The 21,759-nt window shown below is 63.6% G+C and carries 21 protein-coding genes; 9 read left to right on the top strand and 12 right to left on the bottom strand.

The window, feature by feature from the left end; genetic code table 11:
- Positions 1–211 precede the first annotated feature (211 nt).
- Both HYG81_RS35525 and HYG81_RS35530 read right to left on the bottom strand, forming a co-directional pair.
- Positions 212–1,468, bottom strand: coding sequence for a Glu/Leu/Phe/Val family dehydrogenase (locus HYG81_RS35525; RefSeq protein WP_180840875.1), 1,257 nt, complete (start codon positions 1,466–1,468; stop codon positions 212–214).
- Between the two features lie 131 nt (positions 1,469–1,599).
- Positions 1,600–2,472: an HpcH/HpaI aldolase/citrate lyase family protein gene (locus HYG81_RS35530; protein WP_180840876.1), complete on the bottom strand. Its 873-nt coding sequence runs from the start codon at positions 2,470–2,472 to the stop codon at positions 1,600–1,602.
- A gap of 945 nt (positions 2,473–3,417) precedes the next feature.
- Here HYG81_RS35530 and HYG81_RS35535 point away from each other — a divergent pair.
- A complete protein-coding gene (locus HYG81_RS35535) occupies positions 3,418–4,704 on the top strand; it encodes a Cdc6/Cdc18 family protein (protein ID WP_180840877.1) in 1,287 nt (428 codons plus the stop codon).
- Positions 4,705–4,863: 159 nt separating this feature from the next.
- Here the strand turns inward: HYG81_RS35535 and HYG81_RS35540 are convergent, their stop codons facing one another.
- Entirely contained in the window at positions 4,864–5,076 is a 213-nt protein-coding gene (locus HYG81_RS35540; RefSeq protein ID WP_180840878.1) for a DUF8106 domain-containing protein, read from the bottom strand.
- Positions 5,077–5,196: 120 nt separating this feature from the next.
- On the opposite strand from HYG81_RS35540, the gene HYG81_RS35545 reads away from it, so the two are divergent.
- A complete protein-coding gene (locus HYG81_RS35545) occupies positions 5,197–6,597 on the top strand; it encodes an NAD-dependent succinate-semialdehyde dehydrogenase (protein ID WP_180840879.1) in 1,401 nt (466 codons plus the stop codon).
- 71 nt (positions 6,598–6,668) lie between these two features.
- Here HYG81_RS35545 and HYG81_RS35550 read toward each other — a convergent pair whose 3' ends face one another.
- Both HYG81_RS35550 and HYG81_RS35555 read right to left on the bottom strand, forming a co-directional pair.
- Complete coding sequence (locus tag HYG81_RS35550; protein ID WP_180840880.1) at positions 6,669–7,055, bottom strand: hypothetical protein; 387 nt, start codon at positions 7,053–7,055, stop codon at positions 6,669–6,671.
- A gap of 174 nt (positions 7,056–7,229) precedes the next feature.
- Positions 7,230–8,693 carry an erythromycin esterase family protein gene (locus HYG81_RS35555; RefSeq protein WP_226777502.1) on the bottom strand — a complete coding sequence of 488 codons (1,464 nt, stop codon included), beginning with the start codon at positions 8,691–8,693 and terminating at the stop codon, positions 7,230–7,232.
- A gap of 105 nt (positions 8,694–8,798) precedes the next feature.
- Between HYG81_RS35555 and HYG81_RS35560 the strand changes: the two genes are divergently transcribed.
- From HYG81_RS35560 to HYG81_RS35570, 3 genes are read left to right on the top strand one after another with little or no spacing between them, the layout of a single operon-like run.
- Entirely contained in the window at positions 8,799–9,293 is a 495-nt protein-coding gene (locus tag HYG81_RS35560; RefSeq protein WP_180840881.1) for a MaoC family dehydratase, read from the top strand.
- Complete coding sequence (locus tag HYG81_RS35565) at positions 9,286–9,924, top strand: PH domain-containing protein (RefSeq protein ID WP_180840882.1); 639 nt, start codon at positions 9,286–9,288, stop codon at positions 9,922–9,924. Before HYG81_RS35560 ends, HYG81_RS35565 begins: the two co-directional genes overlap by 8 nt.
- Positions 9,902–10,525 (top strand): PH domain-containing protein, encoded by a 624-nt coding sequence (locus HYG81_RS35570; protein WP_180840883.1) that lies wholly within the window; start codon positions 9,902–9,904, stop codon positions 10,523–10,525. The genes HYG81_RS35565 and HYG81_RS35570 overlap by 23 nt, the downstream gene beginning before the upstream one ends.
- Before the next feature lie 12 nt (positions 10,526–10,537).
- Here the strand turns inward: HYG81_RS35570 and HYG81_RS35575 are convergent, their stop codons facing one another.
- The 4 genes from HYG81_RS35575 to HYG81_RS35590 form a co-directional block, all read right to left on the bottom strand.
- Complete coding sequence (locus HYG81_RS35575; protein ID WP_180840884.1) at positions 10,538–11,665, bottom strand: plastocyanin/azurin family copper-binding protein; 1,128 nt, start codon at positions 11,663–11,665, stop codon at positions 10,538–10,540.
- 88 nt (positions 11,666–11,753) lie between these two features.
- The gene (locus HYG81_RS35580) at positions 11,754–12,104 is read right to left on the bottom strand and encodes a DUF5658 family protein (protein ID WP_180840885.1); all 351 of its coding nucleotides are present in this window, start codon (positions 12,102–12,104) and stop codon (positions 11,754–11,756) included.
- Between the two features lie 271 nt (positions 12,105–12,375).
- Positions 12,376–12,768, bottom strand: coding sequence for a DoxX family protein (locus HYG81_RS35585; RefSeq protein WP_180840886.1), 393 nt, complete (start codon positions 12,766–12,768; stop codon positions 12,376–12,378).
- 108 nt (positions 12,769–12,876) lie between these two features.
- Positions 12,877–14,766 (bottom strand): acyl-CoA carboxylase subunit beta, encoded by a 1,890-nt coding sequence (locus tag HYG81_RS35590; protein WP_180840887.1) that lies wholly within the window; start codon positions 14,764–14,766, stop codon positions 12,877–12,879.
- A 545-nt stretch (positions 14,767–15,311) separates the two neighbouring features.
- Between HYG81_RS35590 and HYG81_RS35595 the strand changes: the two genes are divergently transcribed.
- Positions 15,312–16,484, top strand: a complete 1,173-nt coding sequence (locus HYG81_RS35595; protein ID WP_180840888.1) for a hypothetical protein — start codon at positions 15,312–15,314, stop codon at positions 16,482–16,484.
- Between the two features lie 107 nt (positions 16,485–16,591).
- Complete coding sequence (locus tag HYG81_RS35600; RefSeq protein WP_340674427.1) at positions 16,592–16,774, top strand: DUF8119 family protein; 183 nt, start codon at positions 16,592–16,594, stop codon at positions 16,772–16,774.
- A 42-nt stretch (positions 16,775–16,816) separates the two neighbouring features.
- Here HYG81_RS35600 and HYG81_RS35605 read toward each other — a convergent pair whose 3' ends face one another.
- The 3 genes from HYG81_RS35605 to HYG81_RS35615 form a co-directional block, all read right to left on the bottom strand.
- Positions 16,817–17,686, bottom strand: a complete 870-nt coding sequence (locus HYG81_RS35605) for a class 1 fructose-bisphosphatase (protein ID WP_180840890.1) — start codon at positions 17,684–17,686, stop codon at positions 16,817–16,819.
- Position 17,687: 1 nt separating this feature from the next.
- The gene (locus tag HYG81_RS35610; protein ID WP_180840891.1) at positions 17,688–18,482 is read right to left on the bottom strand and encodes a class I fructose-bisphosphate aldolase; all 795 of its coding nucleotides are present in this window, start codon (positions 18,480–18,482) and stop codon (positions 17,688–17,690) included.
- Positions 18,483–18,626: 144 nt separating this feature from the next.
- The gene (locus HYG81_RS35615; RefSeq protein ID WP_180840892.1) at positions 18,627–19,367 is read right to left on the bottom strand and encodes a helix-hairpin-helix domain-containing protein; all 741 of its coding nucleotides are present in this window, start codon (positions 19,365–19,367) and stop codon (positions 18,627–18,629) included.
- Between the two features lie 157 nt (positions 19,368–19,524).
- Here HYG81_RS35615 and HYG81_RS35620 point away from each other — a divergent pair, with 157 nt between their 5' ends.
- Both HYG81_RS35620 and HYG81_RS35625 read left to right on the top strand, forming a co-directional pair.
- Positions 19,525–20,379 carry a 3-hydroxyacyl-CoA dehydrogenase family protein gene (locus HYG81_RS35620; RefSeq protein WP_180840893.1) on the top strand — a complete coding sequence of 285 codons (855 nt, stop codon included), beginning with the start codon at positions 19,525–19,527 and terminating at the stop codon, positions 20,377–20,379.
- Positions 20,380–20,460: 81 nt separating this feature from the next.
- On the top strand, positions 20,461–21,750 hold the full coding sequence (locus HYG81_RS35625; protein ID WP_180840894.1) for a hypothetical protein: 1,290 nt from the start codon (positions 20,461–20,463) through the stop codon (positions 21,748–21,750).
- Positions 21,751–21,759: the final 9 nt, after the last annotated feature.

Here is a 21,759-nt window from a genome sequence, read left to right on the forward strand (position 1 = left end):
TGGTAAGTGTTTATTGGAACAACGACCGTCTGTCAATATGGAATTGACTTCTCAGTTACGCTTGGAACGAATACAGACGACTGGAGGTCACTGAGCCTAATTTACCGGACAATTTCAGCAGACCTCACGGAAAGAGACAGTCGACAGAATGGACGGCAAAACGCCCGCCGAAACCACTGCTCGAGCCGCGCAAACGGCCGTCAGACTCGATTCAGGGCCAGCTACCGGCTTCCGAGAAGGCGTCGGCGACGCGCTGGATTGCGACGACGTACGCCGCGGTCCGGGGGTTCTCGAGGTTGTGTTCCTCGTAGGTGTCGACGAGGGCATCGAACGCGTCGACGATGACCGTCTCGAGTTCCTCGTTGACACGCTCTTCCGACCAGTAGAAGCGCTGGCGGTTCTGCACCCACTCGAAGTAGGAGACGGTGACGCCGCCGGCGTTCGCGAGGATGTCCGGGATAACGAAGACGTCCTTCTCCTCGAGGACCTCGTCGGCTTTCGGGGTCAGCGGTCCGTTCGCGGCCTCCGAAATGACGTCCGCCGTGACGTCCTTGGCGAGGTCGGCGTCGATGGCGTTCTCGAGCGCGGCCGGAATCAGCAGGTCGACGTCGAGCGTGAGCACGTCCTCGTTCGTGAGCTTCTGCTCGCTTTCCTCGTAGCCGACGATGCTGCCGGTCTCGTTCTTGTAGTCTTTCGCGGCGACCGGGTCGAAGCCGTCGGCGTTGTAGATACCGCCCGATGAGTCGCTGGCGGCGACGACGGTCGCGCCCATCTCGTCGATCAGTTTCGCGGCAATCCAGCCGGCGTTCCCGTAGCCCTGCACGGCGACGGTCGCGCCCTCGAGATCCTTGTCGAGGTAGTCGAAGGCCTCGCGTGCGGCGAGGACGGTCGAGCGGCCGGTCGCCTCAACGCGGCCCTCGCTGCCGCCGGAGTCGAGCGCCTTGCCCGTGATAACGCCCGGCTCGGTCGTGTTCTCGAGGGTCTCGTAGGTGTCTTTGATCCAGTTCATCTCCCGCTGGCCCGTGTTCACGTCGGGCGCGGGGACGTCGCGGTCCTCGCCGATCAGGGGGCGGAGCTCTTTCGCGAACGACCGGGTGAGCCGCTCGAGTTCCGCTTCGGAATAGTCGTCGGGGTCGATGATGATCCCGCCCTTGCCGCCGCCGAGGGGAATGTCGACGATCGCGGTCTTGTAGGTCATCCAGCCCGAGAGCGCCTTGACCTCGTCGCGGGAGACCTGCGGGTGGTATCGGATGCCGCCCTTGTACGGGCCGCGGTCGCCGTTGAACTGCGATCGGAAGGCCGTGAACCGCTCGAGTTCGCCGTCGTCGCGTTCGATCGTGAGGTTTGCCTCGAGGACACGTTCGGGGTATTTGAGCCGCTCGATCACGTCGTCGCCGACGTCGAGATACGCCGCGGCGTCGTCGATCTGTGTTTGCAGGCTTTCGAACGGGTTCGTCTCATCGGACATTGAGTACCACTTCCAAGGAAACAAAAATAAACGTAACGAATGCACCTCATAGTCCATAAGACACAATATAAGGTGTATTGGGATAATTATATACTGGGAAAAGATGACCTCAATTCAGGCTCAGTGACGCCTCAGTGCCACTCGTCCGCGGCCGCGGCACGCGAACGGATCCGCTCGGCCCGAGCGATAAGTGGTGCATCGATCATCTCGCCGTCAACTGCGAAGACACCCCGGCCCTCGGCGTCGGCATCGCGTTTGGCCGCGAAGACGCGCTCTGCCCACTCGCGTTCCTCCGCTGAGGGTGTGAACGCCTCGTTGATCACCGCGACCTGATCGGGATGGATCGCCAGTTTCCCGTCGTACCCCAATTGAATTGAGAACGTCGCGTCCTCTCGCAGGGCCGCCTCGTCCTCGAAATCGGTGACAAGGGTGTCGATCGCCGTGCAGTCGTGTGCCGCCGCTGCGAGCACGACGCGTTCTCGCGCGTAGAGCACCTCGAGACCCTCCGCGGACCGGGTCGCGCCGATATCCGCCGCGAGGTCCTCCGCGCCGAATACGAGCGCGTCGGTCGCGGGCACGGCCGCGATTTCCAGCGCAGCGAGGATTCCGCCGGCGCTCTCGAGCACCGGAAGGATCGGCAGGGACGCGTCGTATTTGTCGAGTTCGTCGGCGAGCGCGCGAATGTCGTCGGCCGAGCCGGCTTTCGGGAGCATGACGCTCTCGAGGGTCCCCTCCGCTCCCTCCCCGAGCAGGACATCGAGGTCGTCCGCGGCGGACGATCCCGTGGCGGCGTCGACCGCGTTGACTCGAACGCAGACCTCGCAGGCGGGATCGAAGCTGGGCTCCGATAGCACGTCTCGAACCGCCTCGCGGGCCTCGGCCTTGCGCTGGGGGGCGACGGCGTCCTCGAGGTCGAAGACGATCACATCCGCGCCGGCGCTGGGTGCTTTTCGAAGCATCTCGGGACGGTCGCCGGGAGTAAACAGGACGCTTCTGCGAACCATACCCATGCTTCGACCTTCCAGGATCAAAGTCGTCGGTGTGGCGGCGAGCCGTGACTGGTCGTGCGAGTCCGATACTGTCGACCATTACCGAGTGTCTGATTTGTCTCGGTGACTGACCCCCCTTATTCAGAGTGAAAGAGCAGATGAGAACCCAGTAGGTGATACCCTATGAGGATCTCGGCCAGGAGTGCCAGTCACGTGTTCGAAATACGCGGATCGGTCCCACCCCCTGTGCAGAGTGAAACAGGAACCCTCTCTAATAATAGCTGAACCGATTTATCCGCCGATCGTACAGCTGTCATCTAATCGGGCTACAGTGACTTCCAGTAGTTACTATAGCAGACGACACCATTTCACTTTGAATGGTGGATGGTCCTCTCACCTCGGCTCAACGGAAAGTAGAGGAGAAGTTGCAGGGCCCACACCCCCTGTTCAGAGTGAAACACAGTCCGGACGAAGACCGGGTGCCAATTGACTCGAACGACCTCGAGTTGAATCATTGGCCTACCACTGAAAAGATCCGTCTACCTGGTGCCCGTCACCATGGAAGTCGGTGAATCGTCGTTTTTGATCGAGTGATCGCACAGCTGTCGTACAATCGTGGTGTATTGATCGTTAGTGACTGTTAGAGGTGGTATTCCCTCACTCGCCAGTTTAGAGGTAGTATCCCCTCACCAGTCGACGAATGAACGGGTCCGGACAGCAAAGTAACTGTTTTACAGGAATCGACACCGCTATTCGTCGAGTTGTCACGAACGTAACTTATACCCAAATTCAGTCTGAATAGGGAGAAGTCATTTCGTCGGATAGAGTTCAGTCTGCATCCGGTCGGTGATTGTCAATCGAATACCCGCCCAATACCGCGCCTCTCACTGCTCTATTCAGTAATTATCAGTCTGAACTACCTTCAATAGCTTTATATTGACTGTCTTCCAGGATGGAACCATGGCTGAACAGACCGGTGGGGACCCGCTTTTCGAATCTCATGACCCCATCTTCAATCGAAAGGAACTCCTCCACGTCGGTCACGTTCCCAACGAGGACCGGATCGTCGGCCGTGACGACGAGATCCAGTCCGTCGCGGCCGAAGTCGGTGCGATTACCCGAGGCGATCCACCGAACAACGTGATGATCTACGGGAAAACCGGGACCGGAAAGAGCCTCATTTCTCGGCACGTTGCCACTCGTGCTCAGGACGCTGCCCAAAGAAACGGTATCGACTGTGCCGTCCTCTACGTCGATTGCTCCGAAGCGAACACTGAGACCCGTGCGACGCGCCAGTTGGCGCTCAATTTGAAAGACCAGACCGGCTATCAACAGAACATTCCGCTTCGAGGCGTCGGAACGATGGAATACTATCAGCACATCTGGGGGATTCTCGAGGACTGCTTCGATGCGGTCGTCGTCATCTTAGACGAAATCGACAAATTAGACAACAGTAATATTCTGATGCAGCTCTCGCGCGCTCGCGAGGCACAGAAGACGGATGCGTACATCGGTGTCATCGGAATCAGTAACAAGGTTCAGTATCGGGAGACGCTCGACGAACGCATCGATAGCAGCTTCGGGCATCGCGAACTCTTCTTTCATCCCTATGATGCCTCGCAGCTTCGTGAGATCATGCGCAACCGTCAGGATGCCTTCCAACCCGACATTTTGGAGGACGGCACGATTGAACTCTGTGCCGCTCTCGCCGCGAAGAAACACGGCGACGCGCGGAAGGCGATCGAAATCCTCAAGGAAGCCGGCGAACTCGCCCGCCGTACCGGGAGCGAGACTGTCTCGGAGAACTACATTCAGGAAGCACAGGAGGTTGCCGAAATCAACCGAATCGAGGAACTCACCAGCGGTGCAACTGTACACGCGAAACTCGCCCTGTACGCGCTCGCGAGTCGCATCATTACGGGGGATCGAGAGACGTACAAGACCCGAGAAGTGTACAAGCGCTACGTGAGTATCTGTGAACTGGTCGCCAACGACCCGATTACCGAGAACGGGCTCTACCGTCAACTCAAGGAACAGGCGTTTCTCGGTGTCATCGAGTCCGAAAAGACCGGCGGCGGTCGTTCACAGGGGAGTTACCTCCTGCATCGCCTCGTCACTGATCCAAAACACATCGTCAAGGCCGTTCGCCGGGATTCTTCTCTCGAGGGAGTGCCGACGTACGATCACCTTCGCGAAAACAGCCCGTCGGCAGGGGAACGCGAGGTCGATCTCGCGTCCTTCTCGTGAGATGAGACTCTTGCAACGACGATGTCTGTGAGAGACGGCTCTCGAGACGCGTTTTCACTCTGAACGAGGGGTGGGGGACTCACGAGAGTACGAGTATCGGGTGATAGCCAGTTGGTCTTGAGAGACATGTTTCGACGGACTGGGATTCGGTATCCCAGTCTATACCAGTTCAACGACTTCGGACCGGCGTCGCGATCGGCGATCGACGACCGACCCACAGACGGTACAGACGAGTAATCGCTCGTCCCCGGTCGTCCTGGTGTTCCAGTCGCCGGTAATCGGACTCTCGTGGCCACAGTCAGGACAGAAGAGCATGGTCTTTCGGTCTTCGGGCGGCGGATGTGAATCATCGTGATACGTGTACGTTGACATAGTCGTCGCTATGAACTCAACGTGAATAGGTGTTGTGTGGAACGAACGATCGTGACGAACTGGCCCGTCCCGTAGTGGGCAGCCCTGCGTACTAAGCGCTTCGTCGTAGTCGGACACCACGTGTCCATCGAAAGCACCAATCCAGCGACCGGAGACGTGGTCGACAGCTTCGAGGAGACGTCGGACGAGGAACGAGAGGATCGCCTCGAGCGCGCGAGCGAGACATTCGAAGAGTGGAGCGAGACGCCGATCGAGACGCGCCAGCGGCTCCTGGCGAAAGCGGCCGACGTCTTGCGGGAGAACGAGGACGACTACGCCCGCCTGATGACCGAAGAGATGGGGAAACCGATCGGGCAGGCCCACGACGAAGTCGCGAAGTGCGCGTGGGTCTGTGACTACTACGCCGAGACCGCCGCTGAGCACCTCCAGGACGAGGTCATCGCGAGCGACGAGAGCGCCCGCACGGTCGTGGCCTACCAGCCGCTCGGTCCAGTGCTGGCGATCATGCCCTGGAACTTCCCGTTCTGGCAGGTGTTTCGCTTCGCCGCGCCGAACCTCGCCGCGGGCAACGTCGGCCTGCTGAAACACGCCTCGAACGTCCCCGGCTGTGCGCAGGCCATTCAGGATGTCTTCGAGCAGGCGGGGTTCCCCGATGGCGCGTTCACGTCGCTCCTGATCAGTTCCGACGAGATCGACAACGTGATCGAGGACGACCGCGTCGCAGGCGTCACCCTCACCGGCAGCGACGGCGCGGGCCGAGCAGTCGCCGAGACCGCCGGAAGCCAGCTCAAGAAGAACGTCCTCGAGCTGGGCGGGAGCGACCCCTTCGTCGTCCTCGAGGACGCGCCGATGGACGAAACCGTTGAAACGGCGGTGCAGGCCCGACTCATCAACAACGGCCAGTCCTGTATCGCGGCCAAGCGTTTCATCGTGGTCGACGACGTCTACGACGAGTTCCTCGACCGGTTCGTCGACGAGATGGCGGCCCAGACCGTCGGTGATCCGATGAACGAGGACACCGACATCGGCCCGCAGGCCCGCGAGGACCTCATGGAGGACCTTCACGGACAGGTCGAGGAGACGCTCGAGCAGGGCGGGGAACTCGAACTCGGCGGCGAGCCGATGGACCGCGACGGGGCGTTCTACCCGCCGACGGTGCTCACCGACGTTCCCGAAAACGCGCCCGCGGATCAGGAGGAGCTGTTCGGCCCCGTCGCAACCGTCTTCCGGGTCCCCGACGAGGAAGCCGCCATCGAGAAGGCTAACGACACCCGCTTCGGGCTCGGCGCGAGCGTCTGGACCGAGGACCTCGAGCGCGGCGAGCGCGTCGCCCGCCAGTTCGAGTCGGGGCTGGCGTTCGTCAACGAACTCGTCAAGTCCGATCCCCGACTCCCCTTCGGCGGCGTGAAGGACTCGGGCTACGGCCGAGAACTCGCGCGACACGGCATTCGGGAATTCGTCAACACGAAGACGATCTGGGTCCAGCAGGACGCCGGTGAGGAGACCGACATGGTCGAATAACGTCGCGGTAGACAGTAGCTCAACGTCGGTTTTCGAACAGACGCGAGAACTGGCGCGGATACAGCCTCCCCTCACTCTGCGCGAGTGTCACGATAGCTGGCAATCGTTTCGGTGACGAGATAACTACTGACTGCAAGAACCATAACCGCGATTCCGATCGTACTGAGTGTGACAGTCGCGATCGTTCGGTCGCCGCCGTAGACGAGCGCTCCGCCACCGAGTAGCCCGCCGAGCATCGCCACGTAGCGCCACCGTGCCTCGACCGGAACCATCCCGTCGTCGCCCCGAAGGGCGAGATAGAGGTGTGCACCGCCGAAAATAATGCCATTAAAGAGCAGCGCTACTGCGATCGCAGCCGGTCCTGTCCCGACTCCGACATCGAAGTACGCAGTGACGAGCAATAGGAGGAACGCGACGGAAAGAGCGCCGATTTGGGCGGACAGCTCTCGAGAGACCATAGCGGATACTAATTCGGAACTAACATCAATCTTCTGAGAAAAGAAAAAGATTCCAAACTGGTCGCTCGGGTGTCGGAGAAACAGAGTGATACACGACCACTTACGGCCGTTTCGTTCGAAAGCATAACCGAGTCGGAGAATCACGACAGCGCCGAACTGCGCTATCGACGATCATCAGACGCCCCAGGGGTATGTTTCCGGCGGCGTCTCACCGCCCTCGATGTCGAACGGGTAGAGCGCCTCGGTCTCGTCGACGTGAACGAACGCGTCGTACCGATCCGGCAGCACCGTCCGGACGTAGTTGCCACCCTCGTAGTCGGGGTTATAGACGACGCCGATCGCTCGATGGCCGCGGGGATCCGCGAGCGGATCGTCGTCCGCATCGTCTGCGACCCCGTATCCGCGATCGAACTCGAGGATCCCGTCCTCGAGGCCGGCCCGATGAAACACGTCCTCGTAACTCCCCGCTTTCGCCTCGGGAACGGTCATCCGTTCCATCCGCGCGCCCCACTCGTCGCCGGCGACGACGGTTCCGCGGTGGGAGCCGAAACCGACCGCGGCGACGTCCGAATCGTCGTCACAGACCTCCTCGCGGGCGAGCTGACCGAGGTTGAGCTTGCCCCGATCTCGCATCGTCGTCGCGCGAGCGTCGCCGACGTGCGTGTTGTGCGCCCAGACGATCCCGGGCCCGTCGTGGAACTCGAGCAGCCGCTCGAGCGTCTCGCTCATGTGGCGGTCGCGGACGTTCCAGGACTCGCGCCCGCCGCGGGCCATCGCGCGGTAGTAGGACTCGGCGTTCTTCGCGACGAGCGCGTTCTGTTCGGCGGCGAAGTCGGCGAGCGGGTCGTCGGCGTCGACGGATTCACTACGGTCGTCCACACGGCCCGCATGTCGCTCGGAAACCTCCTCGCGGAGCTCTCGCAAGACCTCGAGTACCTCCTCCTCGCAGTCCTCGGGAACGAGCCGGATCGACGAGGCGTACTCACGGGCGTCCTCGCCGTAGGGCTCGAAACAGTGGTAGGCATCCCGGGCGCGGTCGGCCAGTTCGGGGTCCCTATCCTGCAGGTAGTCGATCACGGCGGCCATCGACTCGTAGAGGCTGTAGACGTCGAGTCCGTAGAACCCTGCCCGCTCGCTGACGGGCCGGTCGGCGTTGTACTCGGCCAGCCAGTCGAGGAACTCGGCGACCTCCCAGTTAGCCCACATCCACGTCGGCCACCGATCGAAGTCGGCGAGCACCGCACTGGCGTCGTCGGCCTCCGTTCGGCCCGTCACGTACTCCGTCACCTCGTAGCAGTCCGTCCAGTCGCCCTCGACTGCGACGAACGAGAAATCGCGTTCCTCGAGCAGGCGCACCGTCAGCCGCGCTCGGAGCCGATAATACTCCGAGGTTCCGTGCGAGGCCTCGCCCAGCAGGACGACATCCGCGTCCGCGATCCCATCGGCGAGGCCGTCGAACCCGTCGTCGACCGCCGTTGCGCGCTCGGCGACGGTGTCCGCTACTCGCTCCGGATCGGCGTCCGCCGTCTCGAATCGCTGTGCAGTCACATGACTCACCCATTCGAGGGTCGCGCTCGAGCCGGTTTCGGACTGATCCTTGCATACGTCTGCGGTTCCCGCAGGCGTTCGCGTTCGCACACGTTCGACTCCGCCGACCGCTCGACTGCCAAACGGATCCGTGTAGCCCGCACATCGCTCGAGCGCGGCACCACGTTTTTGTAGGTACTGTGTGACTCCGGACCTATGACGGGACTGTACTACGAGGAGTTCACCGTCGGCGAGACCATCGCCCACGATCGCCGGCGGACGATCTCCGAGAGCGACAACCAGCGCTTTTGCGATATGACGATGAACCAGCAGCCCCTGCACCTCGACGGGGAGTTCGCGGCCGACACCGAGTTCGGGGAACGGCTGGTCAACGGGCTCTACACGATGTCGCTCGCGGTCGGCGTCTCGATTCCCGAGACGACCGACGGGACGATCGTTGCGAACCTCTCCTACGACGCGGTCGAACACCCGAATCCGGTCTTTCACGGCGATACGATCCACGCCCAGTCGACGGTCACCGACAAGCGTGAGACCAGCGACGGCGAGCGCGGAATCGTCACGATGCACGTCGAGGCGTTCAAAGCGAACGATCTGGACGAACCGCTCGTCTGCGAGTTCGACCGGACCGTGCTCTCGCTGAAACGCGAGCACGCCGAGACGGACGGGGACGAGGAGGGTCGCGATGAGTAGCGAACCCGCAGCCGTCGACGAAACCGACCTCGAGTGGCTCTCGCTGGACGGCGACGAGGAGATCGTCTGGGCCGGCGGCCCGGACCGGCGAACGCTCATCCCGGCGTTCGCGATCGGGGTTCCGCTCGCGATCGTTCTGATCGGGATCGTCATCATCGTCAGCGAGTACCTCCGCGTGACCAACACCCACTACGTCGTGACGAACCGCGCGCTGTACGCGAAGACCGGCGTGCTCTCGCGGGACGTCAAGCGGATCGAACACGAGAAGGTCCAGGACATCTCCTACAGCCAGAGCGCCCTCGGGACCCACTTCGGCTACGGGAGCGTCGAGGTCAGCACCGCCGGCGGATCCGGCGTCGAGATGGCGTTCAAATCGGTCCCCGACCCGAAAGCCGTCCAGCGCACGATCAGCGAGCGGGTCGATCGAAACCGCGGCGAGTCGGCAGACGGCCGCTCGAGCGAAGACGTCCTCGGGGCGATCCTCACCGAACTGCGAGCGATCCGCGAGGCCGTCGAGGACGACCGCTCCGTTCGAGCGAACGGTGGCGACGCCCGCAGAACGAGCGATCGAACGACCGATCGGAGCGACAATCGACAGGCAACCGAGTATGACACGGACGAATCCGTCTGACTCGGCGGCGGAGTCGACGGGGCCGTCGGCTGGCGGCGATCCGACAGGGAATCCAGCGTGGCTCCCGCTCGAGTCCGCGGACGGCGAGCGGATCCGCTGGCAGGGGAGCCCACGAATCCAGACCGTGTTGCCGTGGGCGGCGTTCGCACTCGTCGGAATGGTGGCGCTGCTGGCCGGAGTCGTCACCGAGGTGCTACCGGTCCTCGCAGTCGTCGGAATTCCGGTCGTCGTCGCGCCGGCGCTGTGGCAGTACGCTCACGTCTCGCGGACGGCGTTCGTCGTCACGGATTCGGTGGCCGCGACCCGCCATGGTGTGTTCGGGATCCGGGTCCGAACGATCTCCCTCGAGCGGATCCAGAACACGACCGTCGAACAGGACCCGATCGGCCGCCTCGTCGGCTACGGGACCGTCACGATCGAGACGGCCAGCGGCTCGGAGCTCGCGTTCTGGAACGTCGAGGAGCCCGGTCGAATCCGCGAGCGACTCGAGGCCGAACGAAAGCGACTGACGGGCGGCGAGATTCCGGGGCGTCCCGAGCAGTGGAACGCCGTCCTCGAGGAAGTTCGGGAGTGGCGACGCGTCCTCGAGCGGAACCCGTGACCGGCTCGCCGGTCACCGAACCTCGATATCGCCGTTCATCGAGGGCGCGTGTGGTTCACAGACGTATCCCGCTATCTCCTCGGTCGCCGTGAAGTCGAGTCGCTGGCCGTCCGCTGGATCGGCGACCACCTCCGTTCTGTAGTCGTCGACGACCTCGTCGTTCTCGTCTACGAGCTGAATGTTGTGTGCAGCGCCGTCACCGGTAGACCAGCCGATCGAGTACGATTCGCCCGCCTCGAGGACCAACGTCGGGTTCTCGAGCCCCGTTATCGCTGCAGGTTCGACGCCGGCCCAGGCGGGAACTCGTGCCGCCAGATTGATCGCCGTCCCGGGCTCGATTTCGACGCGTTCGTGCCCCGTGTTCTCGAGTCCGTCGACCCACTCGGGCTCCGCGACGGTCGTCTCGCCGAACCCGCTGCACTCGAACTCGAGGTCGAGTTCGAGACGAACGTCCTCTCGATCCGTCGTTTTGCGGATCCGAACGCTGTGGATTCGACCGTCCTCGTCCACGAGGATCGTCCCCTCCTCGTCGACCGGCTCACCCGGAAGTCGCTGCGTGTCTATCGCCGTGACACTGATGGCGTGAACGTCCCCCGTCTCGGTCGTCTCCGGGCCGTCGTAGTCGCCGTCTACGTTCTGCACCCAGTGTGCCATCGTCTCGAGCGACGTCTCGAGCACCTCTTCTACGGTGCGGTGAGTCATCCGGCCACCGTCGCTCGTCGCCCCGTAATCTCCCTCGATGTAGATCCGCTTGTCCACTTCTCGTCCAGTCCAACCGTCGTACGTGATCTTTTCGACGCGTTCGGCATCGGGCTCCGCCCGGATATCGAACGATTCGGTACCGAGCGTCACGGACTCCCCGGTCGCTTCGTCCGTCCGTCGAGTCTGCGCCGTATACTCACCGGTGAACGACATCGACGACACCGCATCGCTGTGTGCGTCGAACAGCGCCGCCGAATCATCGAGACCATCGGCACTCAATCCCGGTGGAAAGGCGAGATCACGCGTGTTGCGGTCCGATCCGTCGGTAGTATCGGAGCCATCGCTGGTATCGCTGACACAGCCAGCCAGTCCGACGACACCGACTGAGCCGCAGCTGCGGAGCCACCGTCGTCGCGTTGCACTTCGATTACCTATCATAGGAGACTAATTACTGCATAAACTGATAAAAATACTGATGGAAGAAACGCGGCCCGTCGGACAGCTGGTCGACATCACGAGAGGGGCGTCAGAGAACGAGCGAAATCATGTAGAGGTTCACCCCCGCGGCGACCAGCCACGGCATCGCGAGCCCCGCCGGGACGATCGGACGGTATGCCTGCTCGAGGAGCGGTCGACAGACCAGGCCGACGCTGATCGCGAACGCCTTCAGCGCGAGCATCCCGGCTAGGCCGTAGCCCTCGATCGCTCCGCGAGCGGCCGGGTTCGACTCGGAGAGCCCCAGGTGAAGGCCGACGAACGTCGTCACGACGTCTGCGATCAGGGCGAGCGCGACGAACGCCCAGCACAGTCGCTCGAGGTCGACCGGCGTGACATTGCCTGGCAGTCGGTGGCGCAGGAACGCGCCCTCGGAACTCATAGCCTCCCTGCCGGAGTCGAACCGGCGGAGCCGTGCCACTGGGAGTACACTCCTGTTTCAGGGTTCGGTGTATTGTTATGTCAGGCATAGGCCGGCAGCCGCCATCGGTAAGTCGTCATAACTGTCGTCGACTCGAGCGAGAGCGGATTCGCAAGCGGGTATGCAGTGCTGTTCGATGGCTTCACTGGACGGTGTCGGTAATAACGTACTACCTGACGAACGAAACGGTCGACCGAGTCGAGAAACGGAAAAATTCGATTCGAGTAGCGGGTCAGTTCTCGCAAGCGCGTCTGAAGAAGGCGACCGCAGCGCCTATGAGTGCGAGGTTCTGCAGGAAGGACGTGAGTTCTTCACCGCGTGACTCGGGGTCGACGGCCCAGAAGTCGTGCATGACGGGCGTGACTCCCGCGAAGAACGCGATCACGCTCGCAGCCGACAGCTTCGGGAGCTTCCAGAGTCCGATCCCGACGCTTCCGCCGAGGAGAAGCCCGCTCGCCGCTGGGACGAGTGAATCCGCGGACGGAACGCCTTTCGCGTCCGCATAAGCGATGCGCCCCTCGAGGTTCGTGAGGTTCCGAACCGCGAGAACGGCGAGCCCGGTTGCGAAGAGGAGACGACCGAATCGAGACGGTGTACTATCGACGGTGGAATCAGGTTCCGACATCGTTCGGAGACAGGGGCGTGACTGTCATAACCCCTGTCTTTGTCGACGCGTCTGCCGCAACCTCGGTTGGAACTCGGGACTCGGATCCAACCGTCGTTCGCCCCGTCGTCAGAGGATCGTCCCGTGTTTCTTGTCCGGCAGTGACTTCTCGACGTCGGTGTAGAAATCGAAGCGAGCGGCCAGTTCCTCGCGAAGCCGACTCGGCGGGACGAGTTCGTCGATGACCACGTCGCTTGCCATCCGGTGGATATCGATGTCCTCGCGGTACTCCTCGCGAAGCCGTTCTTCCATCCGTTCGCGTTCCTCGGGATCGTCGATCTCGGCAAGTTTACGGGCATAGACCGCGTTGATCGCCGCTTCGGGACCCATGATGGCGATTTCTCCCGACGGCAGGCCGATGACGCTCTCGGGATCGTAGGCCGGTCCGCCCATCGCGTAGATCCCCGCGCCGTAGGCCTTGCGGACGACGACGGTCTGTTTGGGGACCGTCGCCGAGGACGTCGCGTAGATCAGCTTCTTGCCCTGCTCGAGGATGCCGTCCTTCTCGACCTGCGAGCCGGCCATGAAGCCGGGGGTGTCACAGAGGTAGAGTAAGGGGATATTGAACGCGTCCGACTTCCAGACGAACTCCGCGGCCTTCTCGGCCGCGTCGGGGAAGATCGCACCGGCGCGGTGGGCGGGCTGGTTGGCGACGATGCCGACCGGCCGGCCGTCGATCCGGGCGTAGGCCGTGATGATCTCCGGGCCGTAATCGGGTCGTAACTCGAAGTACGACCCTTCATCGACCAGCCGATCGATGACGTCGGTCATGTCGTACCCCTTGTTCGGCTGCTGGGGGACGACGGCGTCGATCCCGTCCGGAGACTTCGCGGGCGCCGTCGGCTCCCGTTTCGACGGCTTCTCGTCGGCGTTGTCCGGCAGGTAGGTGACCAGCTGGGCCACCAGCTCGCGAGCGTGCTCCTCGTCTCTCGCGATCAGATCCGCTGAGCCCGACTCGCGCATGTGGACCTGCGGCCCGCCGAGTTCCTGGAGATCGATGTCCTCGCCGGTGACCATCCGCACCATCCGCGGGGAGGCGATGGCCATCGCGGACATTCCCTCGACCATGATCGTGAAGTCCGCGAAGACCGGGGTGTAGGCCGCGCCGGCGATACTCGGGCCGTAGAGCACGCAGATCTGTGGCACCCGCCCGGAGAGCATCGAGTGGTTGTAGTAGTACTTCCCGATCCCCTCGCGGTTCGCGAAGAAGCCGGTCTGCTGGTCGATCCGGCCGCCCGAGGAGTCCATCAAGTAGAACACCGGATTGCCCGTCTTGAGCGCGCGCTGTTGCATCCGGAGGAACTTCTCGACGCCCTTGGCGGCCATGCTACCCCGCTTGACGGTGTAGTCGTTGGCCATGACGTGGACGTCCCGGCCCTCGAATGTGGCAGCGGCCGTGATGAGCCCGTCTGCCGGAAGTCGGTCGCCGGCGGCAGCGGCTCCGTCATCACTGTCCCCACCAGCGTCGGATCCCTCCCTGCTACCGCTATCCCCGCCCTCGTCATCCCCGGCCCCGTCGGTCCCCCTTCCGCTGGGGTGCCAGTCGTCGAACGCCGCGAATTTGCCGTCCTCGAAGCGCAGCTCGCTGTCCTCGCCGGAAAACCACAGCTCGAGCCGATCGCGGACGAATAGCTTCCCCTGGTCGGGGAGCTGTTTCTTGTACTTCTCGGGGCCGCCCTCGAGGATGTCCGCGATCTCGTCCCACAGTCGTTCCTCTCGTTCGGTCGGTCCGAGCTCGGCGTCGTCACGATCGGCGTCGGGTCGATCGCCCCCGCTATCGCTCGCGTTTGAACCGCCGTCGGTCGGGACGGCCGCGCCTCGGTCGCGGTCGTGGACCGCTGTCGGCTCCGTTTCGTCGCCAACGTACACCGAGACCGATTCGCCGAGATGATCGGCGAGGGCAGCGGCGATCGCTGCGGCCTCGTCGTCGTCGGCACCAGCCGCGATACGAACTCGCATGCTACCCCCTGTGTCCGGCGGCCGGATACCGTTTTCCCTCGTACGGGTTCAAACGAGCGGACGTTGGCCCGCTGTTGAAGGCACAGAGGGAACGGAGAGAACGGTTCGCGCCAGGTCGATCGCCATCGATCGTCCGGCGCTCGCCGCGAGCGAATGAGGAGGGACCTCGCAGTCGCGGCGCGAACCGATCGAGAGTGCGTCGTGCCCCCGTGGTCACCAACACGGAGACGATCGGTACTGACCGGCTGCGTGTCACAAACGCTCGCGTTCAGTCATACAGTCATTATATCGCACCCGCAATGTGAGTTGGACTCCGGTGGTACGAATCGGACGAGACGGCGGTGTCGGATGAGAGTCTCGAGCGTGCGTCGTAGACCACCGGTACGGCGTTCACATCGCCGGATCTGAGGGGTACTTCCGTCGGCGGCACCTGCAGGCAGAACCCCTATCGCCGATTTCGACGTTCGTTTTCATGGTTACCGGTTCCGTTCCGCGACGGGTTGCAGGTGCGGAACGGAGACAGTAGCGATAATCAGTATTTCGATATGTCGGAGGAACAAACAGATCGGTTAGCTCAGCGGCTCGCGACGGTCCGCGAGCGGCTCGATCGAGGGATGGATCGCAGATCGTTCCTTCGGACCCTCATCAGTGGCGGCTACGCCGCCGGGATGGCCGCGTGGCTCGGCGTCGACGATTTCCTCGCGGCCGACGACGGCGAGGTACCCGTGGTCACCGCCCTCGTCAGGGACGACCCCGATGATCCGTGGTCGATTCGAGAACGAACGCGGACAGTCCCCGCCAAGTGGTACGCTGCCGTCGAGACGGCCTTCGACGTGAACCAGCGGCTGGCCGACATCGCCTTTACCGGCTATCTCGGCAGTGCAGTCGTTCCCGGCGACCACGAGAGCGGAACCGCCGCGGTCTCGGTCGGCGTCTCGGGCAACGGCCACTCCGTCACCGAAATGGTCGGCGAATTCGCGGAGGGGATCGATCTCAATGAGGAGACGATCATCGACGTCGACGACATCCAGAACGGCCCGGAGCACCGAGAACCCCAACTCGTCGATGCGCTCCCGAATGGACAGGTCCCCAGCGGCGTCGCCTGTGAAACTCCCACGAGCATGGCGACCCTCGGACCGGCTCTGTATCACCCTGACGGAGAGCGCCGATTCTTCGTGACGGCCGAACACGCGTTCATGGACGACCACGATGCGATGGGCAGCACGCTCACCCTCCCGCGACAGGAGGAGGAGGCCATCGAACTGGGTACCGTCGCGCACTACCACCCCACCGAGGACATCGCCGCCGTCGAGCCGTCCGGGCGAGTCGAGCCCGCCAGCCGAATCAACACGCCGGCGCAACCTCGCGTTCGCGGCCAGTTCACCAGGTTCGGTCTCGCCGATCTCGTCGCCCGGGACGCGGAACTCGAGAAAGTCGGCGCACTGACCGGCCACACGACCGGGAAGATCCAGGGCGTCGATGCGGTGACCTGTTTCACCGAGGACTTCTGTCGCCGCGGACAGATCCGCTGGGGCGGCGAGATGGATTTAACCGATGGCGACAGCGGCTCCGTGAGCTACCACCGCGACCCCGAGGGCGAGGACGACGACGTGCTCATCGCGGGGTTCAACAATGCCCGAACCTGGTGGCCCGGGCAGAGCTACGTCTGGGGCGTCGGGGCCTATCGACTGACCGAACAACATGGTTACCACTTCTGATCGCCGACTGATCACAGCACGACGACAACACCGACCGATCCCGAATGAGTAACGATACTCCTCGGTCATCACGAACCGGACGCGCTCGTCAGGGCCTTAGCGCGGTCATGAGCGGTGCCTTCCGCCTCCTCGTCGACCTGCTCGTCATCTCGCTGTGGGTCCTGTTGCTGACGCTCGTGTTCCTCGAGACGGGGTGGCCCCGCTGGGCGTTCTACGGCGTTCTGTTCGGTGGAATCGGTCTCTACGTCGCCGTGACGGCGGCCTGGGCTGGCGGCGATCGGGAAAAGTGAGTTGTGGCAGTCGTGACGCCGCCGGTACCCGCCGCTCGACAGCTACGCGAGCGCGTCCTCGAGCCGGTCGATCAGTTCCTCGTTGCCGACGTGAACCGGTGTCCGGTCGTGGAGGTCGTCGGGCTCGACGGTCAGTAGCGACTGCGAGCCGTTCGAGGAGCGACCGCCGGCCCGCTCGACGACGTAGCCGATCGGGTTCCCCTCGAACTGTAAGCGAAGCTTGCCCTCCGGCCGGGACTCGAGTCCCGGATAGCCGAAGGTGCCGCCGTAGGTGAGCACCTGATTGACATCGCCGATCAGCGCGCCGCCGTAGCGGAGTTTGAGCTCCGATTCGATCTCCCGGGCGTACGCGCGGAAGTCGTCGGGCCAGTCGGGAACCCGGCCACCGAAGCCGTAGACGACCGGTTCCGCGGGGAGGGTCACGTCGCGGTCGACGACGGTCCGCTCGCCGCCGGAGAGTTCGTACTCGGTGATGAGTTCGTCGGTCGCGATCACCATCGTCGTGATCGGTCCGTAGAGGACGAAGCCGGCGGCGACGAGGGTGTCACCGCGGGCGGGAAGCGCGGCGTCGTAGACGCCGAAGATCGTTCCCATCGCGTTGTTCGATTTGAGGTTCGAGGAGCCGTCGAGCGGATCCACCGCGACCGCGTACGCGTCGGTCGACGACGGGTCGTCGCCGCAGTCGACGATCTCTGCTCGCTCCTCGCTGGCGTACTGGCCGACGCCGTCGATTGCGGCGAGGCGGTCGCCGAGTAACTCGTCGGCCCAGACGTCGGCCTCGGCCTGGGTCTCGCCGCTCGGATTCTCCTCGTCGACCGTCCCACGGCGACCGATCAGTCCCTGCCGGATCTCGGTCGCCGAACGGCTGATCGTCGCCACGACGCTCTCGACGACTGGGTCGGAGACCGTCATCCTATTCGGTCGCCTCGAGTGCAGCGTCGGCGGTCGCCTCCTCGTAGATGACCTCCTCGAGCGCGTCGAGGATCTGCGTCGGGTTCTCGCGCTGCCAGACGTTGCGGCCGACGGCGAGCCCGCTCGCGCCGGCGGTGACGGCGGACTCGACGGTCGAGCAGAAGTCGTAGTCGGAGGTCTTCGAGCCGCCGCTCATGACGACCTTCATGTCGCCTGCGGCCTTGCAGGCGTGCTCCATGGCGTCGGCGCTGCCGGGGTACTTGACCTTCGCGATGTCGGCACCGATCTCGAGGGCGATGCGCGTGGCATAGGAGATCGTGCTCGGTTTGGTGTCGTTTTTGAGTCCCTGGCCGCGCGGATAGGACCACATGACGACGGGGAGGTCGTACTCGCGGGCCTTCTCCTGGACTCGGCGGAACTCCTCGTACATCTCGACTTCGTGGTTCGAGCCGCTGTAGACGGTGAAGCCGACCGCGTCGGCACCGATCTCGGCCGCGTAGTCGACCGAGCAGTTGATCGCTGAATCGGGCTCGCCCATCCACATGTTCGAGGTCCCGTTGAGTTTCACGAGGAGGTTGACGTCGTCCTCGTAGCTCGGGTAGTAGCCCTCCGCGATCCCCTTCTGGACGGCGATCGACGTGACGGCGTCGTGCGTCGCCGTCTCGAAGACCGTCGACGGATCGAGTTTCTCCGGGACCGCCTCGAAGTCGACGGGGCCGTGCTCGAGCCCGTGGTCCATCGCCAGAATCAGTGACTTGCCGTCGCGAACGATCGGAGAGTCGTCGATCGGAATCATCTGTAAGACGGTCCAACAGGCCGCTATAAATCTCTGATGATCCGGGTTATAGAAATTGCGTACGAAAGTAGTAATTAGGCTACCGTTCGCCTAGTGGTCGTGTCAAAAACCTGCAGTTCGTTTCGGCGATGAAGCCGAAAAACCCTATTTGAGCAGTTCGCGCGCATTGTGACGCCACGTTCGGACGTGCAACACATTCAACTCGAGGAGGCGTGCGACCGTCATCGCGTCGACCGTCGCCAGTCGTTCCGCGGATCGGACACCGGCTTCGGCCAACGCCTCGGCGTCGTCGGGACCGACACCCGCCACCGTCGTGATCGGGGTCGGCTTCGGATACGGCCGCTCCGACGGTCGCTCCCGTCCGACCGAGATCGGCCCCGCATGTTCGTACTCGAAGGTCTGCCAGCCCTCGTCCCCGCTGACGGCGATCCACTCGCGTTCAGCGTCGCCGAGTCCCCGCACCTCCGTCGACCGTCGACCGAGGTCGCCGTCGGACTCGAACGACCACGGCAGCGAGAACCGCCTTCGGAGGGTGCTGGCGACCGACTCGTCGACCCCATCGTCCAATAACAGCCGGTAGGAGTACTCCTTCTCCGCGACCGCGTCCGGATCGATATCGCACTCCTCGAGCGCTTCGCGTTCGTCGGCCTCGAGCGCAGACGCTGGATGTGTGTCGGTCTCAGCGGACGCCTCGGTCGACTCGGCCGCCTCGAGTCGCTCTTCCTCGTCGAACTCGAGTTCGATAGTGTCGGCGTCACCATCGGTCTCTGGATCGTCGCCGCAGACGTCGACGGTGATACCGATATCGACGACGCCGGTCTCGTCGGTCGTGCTCTCACTCGTTGTCCCCGTTCCCGCGTCGCTGGCGACGTCTTTCTTGCTCACGCGATCCACCGGTTATACGTAGCTCACACTCTCTTGCCTTGAAACTTATCCTCACCTGTCGCTTCAACAACCAGTTCGTCCCGTCCCGGTCGAGTTCTCCACGGCACAACGCGACTCTCACCAGCACGCTTACGGCCACGACGAGGGAAGCGTCCGTATGGTTCGCGAGCAGATCGACCGGATCGGCGTGGTCGGTGCAGGCACGATGGGCAGCGGTATCGCACAGGTCGCCGCCACGCACGGCTACGACGTGGTGATGCGCGACATCGAATCGGAGTTCGTCGAAAACGGTTTTGACACCATCGACGACAGCCTCGGGCGTCTGGACACGCGAGGCGATCTCGAGGCGGACCCCGAGACGATCCGCGACCGGATCGAGGGGACGACGCTCCTCGAGGACCTCGCGGACTGCGATATCGTCGTCGAGGCCGCACTCGAGGAACTGGAGGTTAAACGGGAGATCTTCGCCGACCTCGAGCGGGTCTGTGACGAGGACGTCATGCTGGCGACGAACACGAGCACGATCTCGATCACCTCGATCGCGGCCGACCTCGAGTCCCCAGAACGGGTGATCGGCCTGCACTTCATGAACCCGGTTCCGATCATGGAGGGCGTCGAGGTCGTCGTCGGCGAGAAGACGACCGACGACGCGACCGAACTGGCCCACGAACTCGCCGAAGACCTCGAGAAGACGACCTGGGAGGCCGACGACAAACCCGGGTTCGTCACCAACCGGATTCTGATGCCGTGGATCAACGAGGGGATCCGGGCCTACGACGAGGGCGTCGCGTCGAAGGAGGACATCGATACGGGCATGGAACTCGGAACGAACGTGCCGATGGGACCGCTCACCCTCGCGGATCACATCGGACTGGACATCTGTCTGCACGCCTCCGAAACGCTCCACGAGGAACTGGGGGACCGCTACCAGCCCGCCTACCTCCTCAAACGAAAGGTCGAAGCCGGCGATCTCGGGAAGAAGACGGGCGAGGGATTCTACGAGTACGAGTAGCCGAATCGCAGCGCTCGTTCGGGCGAGAAAAACTTCAACTATACACAATTTATTTCTGCCAGACATCCGTAGCTCGAGTCGATGCGAACCGTCCGACTCGCCGTCGCTGTGCTCCTTTGTTCCCTCCTCGGAGTCGCCGGCGTCGCAACCGTCGCCGGCGCACCTCCGCCGACCCAACTCTGTGGCGTCTGCGGGGACGGACTCGCGGGAGAGCGCGGTATCGACGGGTCGACCGAACCCGGGACGCTCGACATCTACGTCGACGACGCGGGCGATTCGCACTGGCAGGCTCGCGTTCCGATCACCGACTCGGCCGCAGAGCGCTACCGGACTAATACGAGCGCGCTCGAGGCCGCAGTCGACGACGCGTGGACGCGCTATCACGGCGCCGAAGGAGACGTTCACTCCGTCGAGACGGCGCTCGAGAACGAGACCGTCGTCGTGAACTACACCGTCGACGACGTCGCTCGACGGGGCGTCGGCGAGACCTGGCTCGTCGACTACTTCGCCGTCGGGACGTCGAACACCCGCTATGTGGTAGCGGCCGATCGGGTGACGATCCACACGCCTGAGGGGACGGCCGTGACGAACCGGCCGTCCCGCGCCAGCGTCGACGGCAACGCCGCAACGTGGACTCAGGGCGGCGGCTTCGACAGGCAGACGTACGTCACCTACGGCAGTGCCGGTGTTCTCGGCACCGCGAGCGGGTACGCGACGATCGCTCTCGAGGTCGGTCCGACGGCACTCGATCACGGCATACGTGGCGGAGTCGTCCCTGGAATCCTGATCGGACTCGTCGGAGTCACGATCGGTCGATCCGACTGGGGGAGCGCGGCCGTCGACGCTGCGACGCTCGAGCGGTTGATCGTCGCCGTCGGATCCGTCGGGGCGGTCGGCTTCCTCGTTATCGGTGCGGTCTCGACCGATGCCGGCCTCGCGCCGGGAGCCGTCGTGCTGGCGTCCCTCGGGGTCGGCTACGCGCTGCTGGGGTGCACGGCGCGTCGTCTCGGCAGTCGGCTCGAGACCCGCGGACTGATCGGTCTGTCGGCGCTCGCGACGATCGTCGCCGCGGGGACCACCCTCCTGTTCGCCGGACCGCCCGTCTACGCGTTCCCGCTCTGCTTCGGACTGGCGACCGCGCTCTGTCTCCCGATCGGTCACGCGTCCGAGCGTGGACGACGCCCGGTCGGTCCCATCGCCGTCGCCGCGCTCACGCCGGTCGCCGCGATCGCAGCCGTCGCTCCCGTTTCCGTATTCGGGTACGGGCCGACCCTGTACGGCCTCCTGCTGTTGCCGTGGGTCGCGACCGTCACCGCGTTCGGCTACCCGCTCGCACTGCTCGGTCGACGGCTGGCTATCGGTCTCGATTGAACCGCAAAC

The sequence above is a fragment of the Natrinema zhouii genome (assembly GCF_013456555.2).
Classification (GTDB): Archaea; Halobacteriota; Halobacteria; order Halobacteriales; family Natrialbaceae; genus Natrinema; species Natrinema zhouii.